Consider the following 15,594-nt stretch of genomic DNA (forward strand, 5'->3'; position numbering starts at 1 on the left):
ACTAAAAATAAAAAAATACAATTTTTTTGCTAAATTGCATCAAAAATACTTTAAAAGTATATTGACATTTTTTTATTAACCACCTAACACTTTTTAACCCCTTTATCTTTTTTTACAACAGCAATTTAAAAATAAAAAATATTGCTATTAACATCATTTTATCAAAAAAAAAGGAATTTTTTGCTCACTCATCTTTATATCATGATTGTTTTCCTTGAAATTTTATATAACAAAAAAAACCAACTTTTTAGAGTTGATCTTATAATTTTTCAAAATATTTAATTGTTTGATTTTAATAATTTGGCAATATTTTATCAAAAAGGGTTTTGGGCAAAAGGATAATAAAACCTATCATAAAGGCACAAAAGCCACACACCAAGCAAAAGAAGTGCCAATCCTAATAAAAAAGTAAACAAATCAAGAATACTAAAAGATTTTTCATAATACCAAGTTCTTGTTTTGTATTTACCAAAACGCCTCAATTGCATAGCATTAGTAATTACATCAATTTTATCTAAATTAAAGAAAATCAAAGGAGGAATAATAAGGGCAATTCTTTTAATATCTGCAATAATACGAGCCAAAAAATGAGTTTTTTTAACAACTTTAATACCTCGTGCTTGTTGATTGAGAGAAATATTTTTAAAATCTTTTTGAATTTCAGGAATATAACGAATAGTAAGGGCAAAAGCATAACTAATTTTATAACTAACCCCTAATTTATTTAAACTAGCAGCTAATTGACTGGGATTAGTAGTTATAATAAAGATTAAAAATAAAGGAATAATACAACAATATTTTAACAACACATTAAATTGATAAAATAATTGTTCTTGGGTTAAAAGATTAAAAAATAAAGGAATGGGGGTTTTGGAGTTATATATTTGAGTACCATAATTTCTAAAACAAAAAAAAATAATAATATTGTTTACAAACAAAAAAAAGAAAGTTCCTTTAACTACAAACGCTACTTGCTGCCATTTAATTTGAGCACACCAAAACAAAAACAAAGAAAAAAAGACAAGTCCTAACAAAAACCATACATGATAGACCATCATACAAGCAACTGAAACCAAAATTAAAAACAATAACTTAGTTGCTCCTTGGATTTTATAAATGAAAGTATTACCTGGTAAATATTGTAACATACTATTTGCCATAACAACAATCCTCCTTTAAAAAAGCCAACATTTGAGTTAACAAAACATTTTTTTGTTCTGATGTAAATGGCAATTTATTGATAAGAACAATCAAGCTGATAGGATTGAGAGAAGTTTTTTGCATTAAAGACATATCTGTAAAAATTTTTAAAGGAGTAGTATTTGCAATAATTTTTCCTTGTTCCAAAACCAAAGTTCTTTGAGTATAATTAAGCATTAAAGACATATCATGAGTAATAATTATAATGGTAATTCCTTTATTATTTAACTTTTGTAAAAAAGTCATAATTTGTGTGTGATGTTTTAAATCTTGTCCTATGGTAGGTTCATCCAAAATAAGAATTTGGGGTTGCATCACTAAAATAGAAGCAATGGTAAGTCTTTTTTTTTGTCCAAAACTAAGAGCAGAAATAGGCCAGTTAACAAAACAATCCAAATTACAAGTTTTCAAAATGGCATGCACTTTGGTTTTTATTTCAGTTAATGAAAGTTGTTTTCCTAAAAGCCCCAATGCTACTTCTTCAAAAACAGTTTTTTGAGAAATCATATGGTGGGGATTTTGCATGACAAAACCAATTTTTTCTGATCTTTGTTGTAAAGACAAATGTGTTAAATCTTGATTATTTAATAAAATAGTTCCTGTTTGAGGATTAGAAAAACCACAAATAACTTTGGCTAAAGTAGATTTACCACTACCATTTTTACCAACAATACTAATCATTTTTCCTGGAAATAAATCCAAAGAAATGTCATTTAAAATATTGGGTTGTTTGGATTCATAGTGATAAGAAATATTTTGTAATTGCAAAATGGGGCAAAATGGGTCAAAATGTTTGGGAAAAAAAGGCAATAATTGAGTTGGGTCGTTTTGAGAAATAGCACATTTTTTTAAATTTGTTAATTGATTGGAAAAATATTGAACAAAATCTAAGGATTGTAAGGCAGGCAAATTTAATAAATAAGGAAGGCTTCCCAAATTGATACCAACCTTTTTCAAAGCACTAATATAAGTTGGTTCTTGGATACCTTGTTTAGTTAAAATATTTTCTAAAATTAATTTTTGGGGAGAATTGTCATAAATAATTTTTTCATCTTCAAATACTATTACCCTATCAAAAGAATCATCTAAAATATCTTCTAAATAATGTTCGATAACTAAAATAGTCGAATGGTATTTTTGATGAATAGTTTTTATTAAAGCAGTCATTTTGGCTCTTGAAACAGGATCAAGATTGGATAGAGATTCATCAAATAACAAAATAGAAGGATTATAAATTAAAACTCCTGCCATCGATGCTAATTGCTTGTGACCTTCAGAAAGTTCTTGTGGTTTGTAATCTAAAAAGGATTGCAATCCTAAATCTTGTGCCCACATATTTACTTTTTGATATATTTCACTTTGAGGCAAATCATCATTTTCCAAGGCAAAAGCTATATCTTCTGCTACTGTTAAACCTACAAATTGATTATCTGTATCTTGCATAATGGTACCCACATCCAAAGATAGATCAAATATATTGGTTTGTGTCAAGACTTTATCCTTAATAATAGCAGTACCTGTAATTTTTCCTTGATAACTATGAGGAATCAAACCATTAATACATTTTAAAAAAGTAGATTTACCGCTACCATTTTTGCCCACAATCAAAACTTTTTGTCCTTCATAAATAGTTAAATTAATTTGATTTAGAGTTGGTGTTTGTTGACTATAATATTGAAAACTAAAATCTTTAAAAATGATTAATGGTTTTGGCATAAAGTTCCTCTTTGAAGTTATAAAATAAAAAAATTGATTAAGGATGTTTAAAAATATTTAAGAATTATTAATTTTAATTAAAGTAGCTTGTTTAGTGTAATGACAAGAATACATAGACATTAATTTAATTCCTACTACACTATAAGCTAAAATATTAGAAATTACTATCAAAAAACTTTGTAAATAAACTAGTTTAGGTGGTTGTCCGTAAATCAATAAATCACTTTGAGGAGCAAAAAAACCCCAAATTATAAAATTAAAAGCAACCTGATAAAGCCAAAAGTAAACAATTTTTTTCTTGGTAAACACTTGATATTTAAGATCAATTATTTTATGCGGCAATCCGTAAATAAATCCAATAAGAGCAGAGCATAAAACCCAATTCCAAGAAACATTTCCAAACAAAATAAAATCTTTAATGGTGTTTCCTATAAGTCCTACATAAAAACCAACCGCAGGACCAAAAGCAACAGCAATGAAAGCTAAAAAAGCGACTGAAGTTTCAATACTTACATTAAATCCCACAGGAATAGAGGCAAAACAACTTAAAACAAAAAATATCGCAGCACTCAATCCTATAGTAACAGTTTTTTTAATAGAATCATCTTTTGACATTGGTTAGTTCCTTTAATAAATGGTTTGGGTTTGGAAAATATTAGTGGGTTGGGGTTTTGCTTGTAATGTTTTTTAATTTCAAAGCTTAAATTATTCATTTATAGTTTTATTTAAATTTTTTATTTTTTGTTGGGATTTAGCGGATTAGAATTGTTTTTACTTTCTAACAATTTTTTATATTGCTTACAATAACTTTCATATTTCTTTTTTTCAATTTCAATTTTGGCACTTGCGGCTTTTTGCAAGAAAGATGGATTATTTAAAATGGTTTCACTTCTTTTAATTTCTTTAAGAAGGGTATTTTTTTGTTGTAAAAAATTACTTTCAAATTTGGTTTCATTAAGTTCGTTTAGGGTTTTGCGGTCAATATAAAGACTTAAATTTTTTTCAATTAACCAAATAGTTTTTTTTGAATTGGTAACTTTGTTAGTAATTTTAATTTGTAAAGTTTTGAAAAATTTTTCTAAAGCTTGTTGCAAATTTACGAAATCTTGGAGGATAGTTAAAAATTGAGATGCAACTTCTAATTCTAAATTTAATTTACAATTGATATTGGATTCTTGTCTTAAATGACGTGTTTTAATAATTAAGTTTTTAAGATTTTCAAAATCAGCTAAGGCATCTAAATTACAATAAGAAGTTTTTTGCAAAGTGGTTTGAGTAATGTTCGTTTTATTGTCAAAATTTTCATAAAGAGCATCAGTTACAAAAGGAATAAAAGGATGTAAGAGTTGCAAAATATGTTTCATCATATAAACTAAAAATTTTTGACTGTTGTGCAAGTTTGTTAAATTGGAGTTATTCTGATCTAAATCATGTTTGGCAAATTCTAAATGCCAATTAGCAAAATCTTCCCAAACAAAGTGATATAAAATTTTTCCAATTTCTTTTAATTCATATTTTTGATATAAAGTTGTTACTTTTTGAGTTGTTAAATGCAATTGTGTTAAAAGGGCTTTTTGGGTCAAAGTCAAAAGATTGATATCAAAATCAGTGTCTAAGGTGCTGGTATTTAATTTTACAAAACGACTAATATTCCACAATTTATTAATAAAATTCCAAGATGAAGCAACTTTAGTCTCATCATAGAATAAATCAAACCCAGGAGCAGCGTTAGTAGTTAAAAACCATCTAAGAGCATCGGTACCATATTTGGCAACAACTTCCAAAGGATCAACACCATTACCTTTTGATTTAGACATTTTTTGTCCTTTGTTATCTCTTACTAAACCATGTAATAAAACATCTTTAAAAGGGTCTTTGTGGGTTAATAAAATACTTTGAAAAACCATTTTTGATACCCAAAAAGTTAAAATGTCATAGCCTGTTACTAAAACATCAGTAGGAAAACGATTTTGAAATAAAGGGGCATTGCAATTAGGCCATCCCAAAGTGCTAAAAGGCCACAAAGCAGAAGAAAACCAAGTATCCAAAACATCACAATCAAGGCTCCATTCTGGACCAGGACTTTCTATTTGAACTTTAATTTCTTGTCCTTTATGCCAAGCAGGAATTTGATGACCCCACCATAATTGACGCGAAATACACCAGTCTTCGATATTTTGGAGCCAATTATTAAAAATATTTTCAAAACGAAGCGGAAAAAAATTGATTTTGTTCGTTTTTAAAGCAATTTGGGCGATGGCTTTGGTTTTTAAAAACCATTGTAAAGAAAGACGCGGTTCGATGATGGCATCCGAAATACTTGAATATCCTACTTTATGAAGGTGATTTTCGGTTTTTGTAAAAAATCCTTTTTGTTTAAGAGTTTGCACTAACTTTTGACGACAAACAAAGCGGTCTAATCCTTGATATTGCAAGGCTAAGTCGTTCATAGTGCCATCTTCGTTCATGCATAATAAAGCTTTTAATTGATGTCTTTTAGCTACTTCAAAATCATTAATATCATGTCCAGGTGTCACTTTTACAACTCCTGTACCAAAATTAATATCTACGTAATTATCACTAATAACAGGAATTTGGATGTTAGTATCAGGAATAAAAACTTTTTTGCCAATAAAAGATTGATATCTAGGGTCGTTAGGATTTACCATTAAAGCTTGATCGGCAAACATGGTTTCGGGGCGAGTGGTTGCAATTTCTAAAAAAGAAGGAACCAAAGAAGCGTCAGACAAATTGGAATTAGTTGGAAAATCAACCAAAAAATATTTAATATAATATAATTTTCCTTCAGTTTCATGGTAATTTACTTCTACATTAGAAAGGGCTGTTTTAGTTTCGGGGTCCCAATTAATAATTTTATAATCTCTGTAAATTAATTTTTTTTGGTATAATTTGACAAAAACTTCTTGAACTGTTTGGCTCAAATCAGGATCAAGGGTAAATTTTTCAAAATTATAATCTAGATGCAGCCCTAAAACTTGCCATTGTTGCCTAATATTTTGGGCATGTTTTTCTTTCCACTGCCACGCATATTTAAAAAAATTTCTTTACTTAAAGTTTTGGTCAAAAGCCCTTCTTGTTTTAATTGTTCTTTAACTTTATTTTGAGTGGCAATTCCTGCATGATCCATCCCAGGCAAAAAGAGCACATCAAAGCCTTGCATTTTTTTAAATCTTATAATAATATCTTGAATGGTGTTATTCCAAGCGTGTCCCAAATGCAGTTTTCCTGTTACATTGGGAGGCGGAATTACAACAGTAAAAGTTTTTTTGTTGGCGTTTGGATTGGCACAAAAATATTTTTTTTCTAACCATTGTTGGTATCTTTGATGTTCTACTTTTTTAAAATCATATTTAGTTTGCATAAAAGCTAGCTTCTTTCTATTTTCTTTTTTTAGGGTTGAAGTTTTTGGGTTTTAAAAGTTTTTTGGGGGTTATGTTTGGGGTTTTGGGAATGTTTAAATGGATTGGAGGAAATAAAAAAAATTACAAATTTTTTTGCAAAGTGAAAAAGTTGGAAAAGCTAAAAATAAAAGAGCCAAAAAATAAGGGACTCCTTTTTTAATCATTGGCATTTGGATCCATTAATTGACTTAAAAACAGTTTTAATTCTTCCAGCCCTTCTTGTTGTTTTGAAGAAATCAAAAAAAAATATTTAATCTGGGGAAAGTGATTAACAAGCATTTTTAATTGTTTGGGCACAAGATTTTTTTTAACTTTATCCTTTTTAACAAATAACAAGACGACCTCAAAACCCGCTTGCAAAAGAGCTTGATGGATTCTATCGTCTTCTTGGGTAGCACCCACTTTAAAATCAATTAGCTGAAAGACTGCTTTGAGATGAGAAGTTTGTTCCAAAAAAGAAATAATCATCGGCAATAACTGCTTTTGAATTTCTTTACTTTTTTTAGCATAACCGTATCCAGGAGTATCGATCAAATAAAAAGATTCGTTAATGTCATAGTAGTTTAGGGTGATGGTTTTGCCAGGCGTTTGAGAAATTTTAGCTAATTTTTTTCTTTGAGTTAAAGCATTGATGAAAGTGCTTTTGCCAACGTTGCTTCTGCCCATTAAAACAATTTCGGGTTGTTTTTTCAAAGGAATATCTTTAAAATGGACAATACTACGCACAAAAGTGGCTTTTTTAATCATTTTGGTTTTTCCTTTTCTTTGCTTTTGTCTATAATTGTTTGCGATTGGTGATTTTGGGAAATTTTTGAAGGTGGTTTACAAATATTATTATAGCAAATTATTATTTTTGTTGCTTTATATTTTGTGATATCGTTTTATAATAATATTTTTTTGATAAAATAACAATAGTGATAATGATAATAATGTTGAATTGATCTTTTGCAAAACATTTAAAAAACAAACAATTAATTAATAATAAAAGGGCAAAATGAGGTTTTTAATTTGGAACAAACAAATAACATACATTTAATTTGGGGAAAACAAAGGTTTTTTCTAGAAAAAAAAATAAAAAAAATAATTAATATTTGTAAACAAAAACAATTAGATGTAGTTTATTATTGTATGCAAAAAGATCTTGTAACAGAGCTGCAAAAAGAACTACAAACCACTTCTTTGATTGAAAGCGCATGGAAAAAAGTAGTTTTGGTGGATCACAGTGAAATTTTATTTCAAAAAAAACCTCAAGAAATGGCTTTTTTAATTTCTTATTTACAAAATCCTTACAACAATTTAGATTTATATTTTTTTGCAGAAAAAACAACTAAAGCATCTGAAGTTCAAAAAATTTGGGAAAAATATTGTCTTTGCAAAACGACAAACAGTTTGGAGAAAAAAGATTTTTTTAAATATATCATGGAAGTTTTTCAAAAAGATGGTTTTCAAATTGATACCAAAGCTATCCAAGAATTAGTGAGCAAAACTAACTATAATCTTTATTTATTACATCAAGAAATAACAAAAATCAAATTATTTCAATCAAATGATAAAAATATAACTTGTCAATTGGTGCAAAAAATCAATGCTTTTAAAGAAAATGACAATATTTTTGGATTAATTAATCTTTTTTTAAAACAAAATTATATTGATGCTTATCAAATGTATCAAACATTAAAAACGCAAAAAATCAATGCTTTTCGTGTTATAAATCAATTAACTCATAAAATTAAAGAATTGTTATTGGTAAAAGAAATGTTGCAACAAAAAAAAAACCCAGAAGAAGTGCAAAAAGTTTTGCCAGTTTCACAAGGAAAAGTATTTTTTTTAATGAAAGAAGCAAAATTGATTGAAACGCAAAAATTAAATACACTGTTTTTAGATTTAATAGAATTAGAATATCAAATTAAAATGGGTGCTGTAAATAAAGATATCGGTTTGGAAATGTTTTTATTGGGTAAGCAAAAGGTTTTTTTGTAATTTGAAAACTAAGCACATAACTTACAATTTTTTGACGGTCACAAAGGTTTTAAGATTTGTAAAATTTCTTCTTGAGTAATTGTTCCTTGCCTTAAAATAACTGGTTGAAAAGTGTTTAGATCAACAATAGTTGAAGATATTTTTAAAATCGGGTGATAGTTTTGATAAATTAAGGCGACTTTATTGTAATAAATATTAAAAATAGTTTGGTAATCATTTAGTGGAGGATGATTGCTTTGATTAACAGAAGTGGTCTTTAAAGGACCATTTTTTTTTAAAATTTCCAAAGCTAAAGGATGATTGGGGATTCTTATTCCTAAAGTTTTTGCCTTTGTTTTAGAAAAATATTTCAAAGTGGTAGGCAGAATTAAAGTTAAAGGGCCTGGCCAAAAATGCAGAGCTAATTTAAGGCTTTGGGGACTAAATTGGACCAATTTTTTTGCTTGTTGTAAAGATGCACACAAAACAACAATACTTTTATTTAAAGGTCTTTTTTTAATTTGATAAATGCAATTGAGTCCTTTTTTATCATATAATTTAGCGCCCATACCATAAACTGTATCGGTTGGAAAAATAATAATATCTTTTGGTTTCACAATAATTCCTTTATTTATCTTTATTTATCTTAAACTGGTTTTTTTAATTGAATTGTTTTTATTTTGGTTTTTTAAAAGAAATTGCATCAAAACTAACTTTGGGAAAGTTGTTCTTTTTGGGCTTCATGAATCAAAGGTTCAATAACTAAATCGAGTTTACCTTCCATAATAATATCTAATTTTTGTAAAGTAAGTCCAATTCTGTGATCTGTTATACGATTTTGGGGGTAATTGTATGTTCTTATTTTTTCGCTTCTTTCACCAGTTCCTACTAAATTTTTTCTGTGTTTGTTTTCTTCTTCTTGTTTAGCGGTTAACATTTGATTATAAATGCGTGTTTTTAAAATGGTAAATGCTTTATCTTTGTTTTCGTGCTGGCTTTTTCCTTCTTGACAAGCAACACTAATTCCCGAAGGTATATGAGTAAGTCTAACAGCTGATTTAGTAGTGTTTACTGATTGTCCACCAGGTCCGCTAGAATTAAAAGTGTCGGTGCGAATGTCATGCCAATCAATTTTTAATTCTAATTCTTCTGCTTCGGGAACTACCAAAACAACAGCAGTAGAAGTGTGAATTCGCCCTTGGGCTTCGGTAGCAGGAACACGTTGGACGCGATGCACACCTGATTCATACTTTAAAAAAGAATAAATATTTTTTCCAGAAATTAAAAGTTCTACGGAAGAAAGACCGCCTTTAATGCTGGGATTTAGATTGAGGATTTCGACTTTCCATTTTTTGCTTTCGGCGTATTTAACATAGGTTCGTAATAAATCAGCTGCAAAAAGATTCGCTTCGTTGCCACCAGATGCACCTTTAATTTCTAAGACAACATTTTTTTTATCAAAAGGATCTTGGGGTAAGAGCAAAATTTTTAATTGATCTAAGGTAGTTTTTTTTTCTGACAAAATAGTATCTTTTTCTTGGTGTGCTAAAAGCAATAATTCTTGATCTTGTTGGGTTTCTAAAATGGTCTGTATTTGAGTAAATTCGGTTTCTAAATTTAAGTATCGGTTAAAAAGTTCTACTGTGGGTTCTAATTTTGATAAATTTTTTAAAATGTCAATTTTTTGGTTTATGTTTTGTTCGTTTAACAAAAGTTTTTGTAAATCTTGATATTTTTGTTTTATTATTTTTAATCTGTCAAGCATATTTACCTCTTTGTTTTTTAAAAAAGAATGGGGGGGTTAAAAAAATATTTTAATCAATCAAAATGCTTTTTTATTCATTTATATTAGGTTCGATTTCTGAAAAAAACATATGATCAAAATCAAGTATAAATTCTCTAATACCAATTGATCCTTGACGATTTTTGGCAATAATAACTTGGGTGTGTCCAGAAGAATCGGGTTTTTTGTCCTTTTCATAATAACCTTCTCGGTACAAAAACATTACAATATCGGCGTCTTGTTCAATTGAACCTGAATCTCTGAGGTCAGCCAAAATGGGACGTTTGTCTTCTCTTTTTTCTACATCCCTTGATAATTGTGAAAGGGCAATAACAGGAATTTTTAATTCACGTGCCATTTGTTTTAAACTTTGAGAAATTTCTGCTACTTCTTCTTGACGGTTGTGTTTATTAGTTTTGCGGATAAGTTGCAAATAATCTATCATTACAATATCAAGTTTGTTTTGACTTTTAAGTTTGCGACATTTAGCTTTAATATCTAAAATATTTACTGTAGCTGAATCATCAAAATAAATATTTAGATCATCCATTTTTTCCATTGATATTTCTAACAAAAATTTTTCTTCTCTGTTTGTGTTACCCAATTGAATTTTTTTGTGCTGTATTTTTGATTGAGTGCTTAACATGCGCATAGCTAATTGTTCGTTTGACATTTCTAAACTAAAAATAGCAATATGAGGGGATTGATAATTGTGTTTGGGATTTGCAATTCTGAGAGCTAAATTAAGCATAAAAGTACTTTTTCCCATGGAAGGACGAGCAGCTAAAATAATAAATTCTTCGGGCTTAAATCCTAAAGTAATATTGTTGAGATTATCATATCCAGTGGAAAGACCTACTAAATCTTTATGGCGTTTGGCAAGAATATTTTTTTCTTTAATTTCTTTTAACAAAATTTTTAATTTTAATAATTCACTGGTTTTTTTGTTTTTAGTTAAATTAAAGATTTTTTCTTCTGAAAAATCCAAATATTCTTGGACATCAATGTTTTCGTATCCTTTTTGTGCTAATGAAGTGACAGTTTCGATAATTTCTCTTTTTAAAGCAGTTTCCTTAATTAAATCAATATAGGTTTCTATATGTTGAGTAGAAGGCATCAAATCAGATAATTCATTTAAATAATCGATATTTCCTATTTGTTGTAATAATTTTTCATTGTCTAAAATAGCACTTACTGAAGAATAATCAATTTGTTTGTTAGTTTCATGCAAAGTTTTCATTGCTCTAAAAATATGTTGGTGATGAGAGCTGTAAAAGTCAGTTTCTGCAATCATATCTAAGGTAAAAGCTATTTTTTCAGGGTTTAAAAGTAAAGCTCCTAACAAAGCACGTTCTGCTTCAGGACTTGAAGGAGTATTTTTAGAATAATTGGTCATTTGCTTTTTCTTTCAGTCACATTAAGGAAAAAAGTAGCCTTAATTTGATCAGTTAGAAAAACATCAACAGGATAAATACCAATAGCAATGATTTCGCCTTCTAAAGATATTTTTTTGCGGTCAAGAGTAATATTATGAACTTTTAAAAATTCTTCAGCAATTTGTTTGAGAGTAATTTTTCCATAAATTTTTCCTTTAGGTCCTAATTGAATATCTAGAGTAATTTTTTTGTCATCAATTTCTTGTTTTAATTTATGCATTAAAAGTTCGTGATTACGTTTTTGTTCTTGTTCTAACATTTGGGATTGTTTAATTGCAGCTAAATTGGTTTTGTCTGCTAAAAGAGCTTTTTTATTTTGAATTAAAAAATTGCCATAACCATTATTAACTTTAATAATTTCGTGTTTTTTTCCTTTATTAGGAATGTCAGTTAACAAAATAATTTCCATATTCTTTTCACCTTTTTCATATTCTAATTTTAAAAAATGTTTTAAAGTATCTGTAACTGTTTTGATATTAGTTCCTTCTAATTGAGTAGCAGCGCTATTGAGATGTCCTCCACCTTCCATTTGTTCCATGATAGTTTGAACGTTAATTTCATTGTAAGAACGAGCACTAATTGCTATTTTATTATCTGCTATTTGAGCTATCATAAAGGCAGCATCAACGTTGCGAATGTTTAGAACACTTTCTGCCACTTGAGCTAAAAAAGAACGATTTTCATAAATTTCAGAACTTTGAATAATAGCAAATCTATCCATAAAAATTTCCATTTCAGAAATAAGTTTATTAATTTCTAAAACTTTATCAAAGTCTTTACGTAACCAACTTTTAACCTCAATTGCATCAGCGCCTAAATCTTTTAATTTGGAAGCTACTTCAAAAGTTCTAGAACTTGTACGATAAATAAAAGCGTTAGTATCAATTAAAATACCTGCATACATAATGCTTGCTTCAAAAGCAGTAATGTGGACTTCTTTTTCCAAAAATCCCATAACTTCAACAAGCAATTCAACAGTTGAAGAAGCAGATGATTCGACGTAAGAAAAAATAGAAGGAATAATTTCTTCGGTAGCGCGGTGGTGATCAACAACTACAATATTGGACGTTAGTGACAAAAGTTCGGGACTATTTACCATATCTTTAGTTTGAGTATCCAAAACTGCAATTAAGGAATTGTCTTTAATCATTTTGGAGGCTTGTTGGGTTGTAATAATATTTAGAGATGTTTTTGCCTCAGTTTTAATTAATTGATTATAAACAGGAATGAGGCTTTTGTCTAATTTTTCTTCATCAAGGATAATATAATTGTTGCTTTCAGGATGGATAGTGGTTGCAATTTTGTAAAAAGCAATGACAGAACCCAAAGCATCAAGGTCGGTGTGAGTGTGTCCCATGATAAAACAATGGCGGTGTTTTTTCAAAATATCGACCAAATTTTGGGCATTAATACGGGCATGAACTTTGGATTGTTTACTTAAAGAAGCAATTTTGGCACCAAAATATTTAATTTTTTCATTTTCAATATTAACAACTACTTGATCGCCACCCCTTTTTTGGGCTAATTCAATTGCATTTTGACTGTAGGTAGCCAGTTTTTCATATGACAAATTCCAACAAGCAATTCCCATAGAAAGAGTAACTTTTAATTGATATTTGTAAGAAATGTTGCGGATGGTATCCAAAATAATAAATTTATTTTCTAACATTTTATCTAAGTTTTGGCGGTTAAGAAGAAGTAAAAAACGGTCGTCTATCAATTGTTTTAAATAACCTTCATAAGGTTCAATGTAATCAGATAAAGCACTTAAATATTCACCTTGTATTTGTGATTGTTCTGAAAGATCATAACGAATTAAGGATTCTGCTAAATTATCAAAAGTAATCATGGCAAGAGCTAAGGTTTTTTGTAAAAATAAATGTTTGATTTGTTTTTTTTCGGTAGCATCAAACAAGTAAAAAACATTTAAATCTTTTTTATAAAAACATTCAAATTTTTTGTTTTCCAAAGTGATAATAGTTTTGGGGATTGCATCAGAAGTGCTTATTAGTTGTGCCATATTTTCATTAATTTGAGCTAAGGGCGAATTGATTTCAGGATTTTTCAAAATAAAACTGGCGTAAGGATTGAGCCACTGAATTTCTTGACTAGAAATATCAATTAAAACAATACCAATAGGAAGTTCGTTAAGTACTTCTTCTCCAATTTGACTTACGTGAAAAGATAATTTAGACCATAAAGAAAGTTTGTTTTTTAATCTTTTAATTTGGGCGTTTTTTTTAATGTGAAGCAAAAAACTGATAACAAAGGATGCTAAAATGATTTTTCCAAAAAAGTTAAAAATGAAAAAAATGATTTTACGACGCATACCACTCATTTCGCTGGCAGTATTTTGGCTTGGGTTTTGATTGTTGGTTAATTGATTAATTGTTTCGATAATTTCTTGGATATTTTGGAAATCCAAACAAAAAAGAATTAAAATTAAAACAACAATTACACAAGCAATTACAATAAATTTTGTGTTATGTTTATTTTTAGAAAACATAATTTTTTTTGCCCTCATTTGCATTTAAATAATTAGATAAATTTGGTTTTTAATATTTGCAATTAATAAAAAAAACAGGATGCAACACCTGTTTTTATTGTTGGATAAAAGGAATTAAAGCCATATGGCGAGCTCTTTTAATAGCAATTGCCAATTGACGTTGCCATTTAGCAGAAGTATTTGTTACTCTTCTAGAAAGAATTCTTCCACGGTCAGTAATAAATCTTTGTAAAAGTTCTATGTCTTTAAAATCAATTTTAGTTACTTTGTTTTCAGTAAAAAAACAAACTTTGCGACGTTTTTTAAAAGTATTTTTTTTATTGTTGAATTTCATTTGTAGCTCCTTTTGAAATTGAAAATATTTATTGTTGTTTGGTTTGGTTCTCTTGTATTTAATGTTTTTGTTTTAAGATTTGATTGTGATATTTGTTTATTATTTTATATCAGTTAATTTAAGAATTGTTTTTAATTTTAGAAATTGTCATAAGCATTATCAGGATTTTTTTTAGATTCTAAGAATTGGACATTGTTACAAACAACACTAGTTTGCCAATTAGTTACACCGTCTTTTTCCCAAGTTTCTACTCTAATGTTTCCTTCAACACCTATTAAAGCACCTTTAGAAATATATTTTTCTAAATTTTCAGCTTGTTTACCAAAAACAGTACAATTGATAAAATCAGTTTTTTTTTCGCTAGAAGCACCTACAATTCTATTAACTGCCAAAGTAAATTTAACAACATAAGTACCACTATTAGTATTTTTTAGTTCTGGGTCTTTGGTAATGCGACCTACTAAAATAACTTTATTAATCATATGAATTAAACTCCTTATTCTTTATCTTTGATAAAGATAAATCTAATAATTTCTTCAGTAATTTTAACAATACGATTAAATTCTAAAACAGCATCATTATCTGCTTTTACCATTAACCAATTGTAATATCCTTTTTTATGATTATCAATAAGATAAGCTAGGTCTTTTAATCCTATTTCGTTTTGTTCCAAAATTTGATTTGGGGCTTGTAAAAAAACATTTTGCAAAGTGTCATTAATTTTTTTAACGTCTTTGCTGTCTAAATTGGGGCGTAAAATATACATTATTTCGTATTTTTTCATTTTTTTCTCCTTATGGCCTACGCGGTCTTTATCTCTAAATTGTAAAGACAAGGAATAAGCATTTTATTTTATAATTTATAAGACATTAATATTATAACAAAAAAATATTTTTTTGAGTTAATTAGATGACAAAACTTTAATATTTATAGGTTTTTTAGTTGGATAAGGTAATAAAAAAATAAAAAAAGTAATTTTAAAGTTGGGAATTTTTGTAAAAATGAAATAAGATGTGAATAAAATTGATGAAAAATAAATAATTTGTTGTTTTATTAAGTGTTTTTTTTAGTTAAAATAAAGTGTATTCAAAAATAAAAACAAAAGGAACTTATAAAGAAAATTGGTATGATAAAATACCTTTATCAAATAAAAAATGGTTTTGGATAAGTGTTTTTATTGTATCTCAATTAGTAGAAATATATTTAGATTCTCAAAATAGTAAAATAATTTTTTGAAA

Annotated in this window: 12 protein-coding genes and 1 pseudogene; 1 reads left to right on the plus strand and 12 read right to left on the minus strand. The window is 28.0% G+C overall.

Annotated elements, in window-relative coordinates; genetic code table 11:
- Positions 1-314: 314 nt before the first annotated feature.
- The 5 genes and pseudogenes from OL66_RS01260 to yihA form a co-directional block, all read right to left on the minus strand.
- On the minus strand, positions 315-1,160 hold the full coding sequence (locus OL66_RS01260) for an energy-coupling factor transporter transmembrane component T family protein (RefSeq protein WP_052177933.1): 846 nt from the start codon (positions 1,158-1,160) through the stop codon (positions 315-317).
- Positions 1,150-2,916 carry an ABC transporter ATP-binding protein gene (locus OL66_RS01265; RefSeq protein WP_034172148.1) on the minus strand — a complete coding sequence of 589 codons (1,767 nt, stop codon included), beginning with the start codon at positions 2,914-2,916 and terminating at the stop codon, positions 1,150-1,152. Before OL66_RS01265 ends, OL66_RS01260 begins: the two co-directional genes overlap by 11 nt.
- Positions 2,917-2,973: 57 nt before the next feature.
- Positions 2,974-3,531: an ECF-type riboflavin transporter substrate-binding protein gene (locus OL66_RS01270; protein WP_034172149.1), complete on the minus strand. Its 558-nt coding sequence runs from the start codon at positions 3,529-3,531 to the stop codon at positions 2,974-2,976.
- Between the two features lie 119 nt (positions 3,532-3,650).
- Positions 3,651-6,298: pseudogene (locus OL66_RS01275) on the minus strand (valine--tRNA ligase).
- 196 nt (positions 6,299-6,494) lie between these two features.
- Complete coding sequence (gene yihA / locus OL66_RS01280) at positions 6,495-7,085, minus strand: ribosome biogenesis GTP-binding protein YihA/YsxC (RefSeq protein WP_011160392.1); 591 nt, start codon at positions 7,083-7,085, stop codon at positions 6,495-6,497.
- Positions 7,086-7,346: 261 nt separating this feature from the next.
- On the opposite strand from yihA, the gene holA reads away from it, so the two are divergent.
- Positions 7,347-8,318 (plus strand): DNA polymerase III subunit delta, encoded by a 972-nt coding sequence (gene holA / locus OL66_RS01285; RefSeq protein ID WP_034172150.1) that lies wholly within the window; start codon positions 7,347-7,349, stop codon positions 8,316-8,318.
- A 38-nt stretch (positions 8,319-8,356) separates the two neighbouring features.
- On the opposite strand, the gene OL66_RS01290 is transcribed toward holA, so the two are convergent.
- From OL66_RS01290 to rpsF, 7 genes are all read right to left on the minus strand, one after another.
- A complete protein-coding gene (locus tag OL66_RS01290; RefSeq protein ID WP_034172151.1) occupies positions 8,357-8,914 on the minus strand; it encodes an L-threonylcarbamoyladenylate synthase in 558 nt (185 codons plus the stop codon).
- 92 nt (positions 8,915-9,006) lie between these two features.
- Positions 9,007-10,062, minus strand: a complete 1,056-nt coding sequence (prfA, locus tag OL66_RS01295; protein ID WP_034172152.1) for a peptide chain release factor 1 — start codon at positions 10,060-10,062, stop codon at positions 9,007-9,009.
- Between the two features lie 70 nt (positions 10,063-10,132).
- Positions 10,133-11,476, minus strand: a complete 1,344-nt coding sequence (dnaB, locus tag OL66_RS01300; protein ID WP_034172153.1) for a replicative DNA helicase — start codon at positions 11,474-11,476, stop codon at positions 10,133-10,135.
- A complete protein-coding gene (rplI, locus tag OL66_RS01305) occupies positions 11,473-14,046 on the minus strand; it encodes a 50S ribosomal protein L9 (RefSeq protein ID WP_238568782.1) in 2,574 nt (857 codons plus the stop codon). Before rplI ends, dnaB begins: the two co-directional genes overlap by 4 nt.
- A gap of 70 nt (positions 14,047-14,116) precedes the next feature.
- On the minus strand, positions 14,117-14,356 hold the full coding sequence (rpsR, locus tag OL66_RS01310; protein WP_011160386.1) for a 30S ribosomal protein S18: 240 nt from the start codon (positions 14,354-14,356) through the stop codon (positions 14,117-14,119).
- A gap of 137 nt (positions 14,357-14,493) precedes the next feature.
- Positions 14,494-14,838, minus strand: coding sequence for a single-stranded DNA-binding protein (locus OL66_RS01315; protein WP_034172154.1), 345 nt, complete (start codon positions 14,836-14,838; stop codon positions 14,494-14,496).
- 14 nt (positions 14,839-14,852) lie between these two features.
- Entirely contained in the window at positions 14,853-15,140 is a 288-nt protein-coding gene (rpsF, locus tag OL66_RS01320; protein ID WP_034172155.1) for a 30S ribosomal protein S6, read from the minus strand.
- Between the last annotated feature and the right edge of the window lie 454 nt (positions 15,141-15,594).

The organism is Chrysanthemum yellows phytoplasma, from assembly GCF_000803325.1.
Taxonomy (GTDB): domain Bacteria; phylum Bacillota_I; class Bacilli_A; order Acholeplasmatales; family Acholeplasmataceae; genus Phytoplasma; species Phytoplasma asteris.

What these genes read in the sequence shown, in the direction of transcription:
- OL66_RS01260 (WP_052177933.1), bottom strand. Translation starts at nt 1,160, where the DNA reads ATGGCAAATAGTATGTTACAATATTTACCAGGTAATACTTTCATTTAT.
- OL66_RS01265 (WP_034172148.1), bottom strand. Translation starts at nt 2,916, where the DNA reads ATGCCAAAACCATTAATCATTTTTAAAGATTTTAGTTTTCAATATTAT.
- OL66_RS01270 (WP_034172149.1), bottom strand. Translation starts at nt 3,531, where the DNA reads ATGTCAAAAGATGATTCTATTAAAAAAACTGTTACTATAGGATTGAGT.
- yihA (WP_011160392.1), bottom strand. Translation starts at nt 7,085, where the DNA reads ATGATTAAAAAAGCCACTTTTGTGCGTAGTATTGTCCATTTTAAAGAT.
- prfA (WP_034172152.1), bottom strand. Translation starts at nt 10,062, where the DNA reads ATGCTTGACAGATTAAAAATAATAAAACAAAAATATCAAGATTTACAA.
- dnaB (WP_034172153.1), bottom strand. Translation starts at nt 11,476, where the DNA reads ATGACCAATTATTCTAAAAATACTCCTTCAAGTCCTGAAGCAGAACGT.
- rplI (WP_238568782.1), bottom strand. Translation starts at nt 14,046, where the DNA reads ATGCAAATGAGGGCAAAAAAAATTATGTTTTCTAAAAATAAACATAAC.
- rpsR (WP_011160386.1), bottom strand. Translation starts at nt 14,356, where the DNA reads ATGAAATTCAACAATAAAAAAAATACTTTTAAAAAACGTCGCAAAGTT.
- OL66_RS01315 (WP_034172154.1), bottom strand. Translation starts at nt 14,838, where the DNA reads ATGATTAATAAAGTTATTTTAGTAGGTCGCATTACCAAAGACCCAGAA.
- rpsF (WP_034172155.1), bottom strand. Translation starts at nt 15,140, where the DNA reads ATGAAAAAATACGAAATAATGTATATTTTACGCCCCAATTTAGACAGC.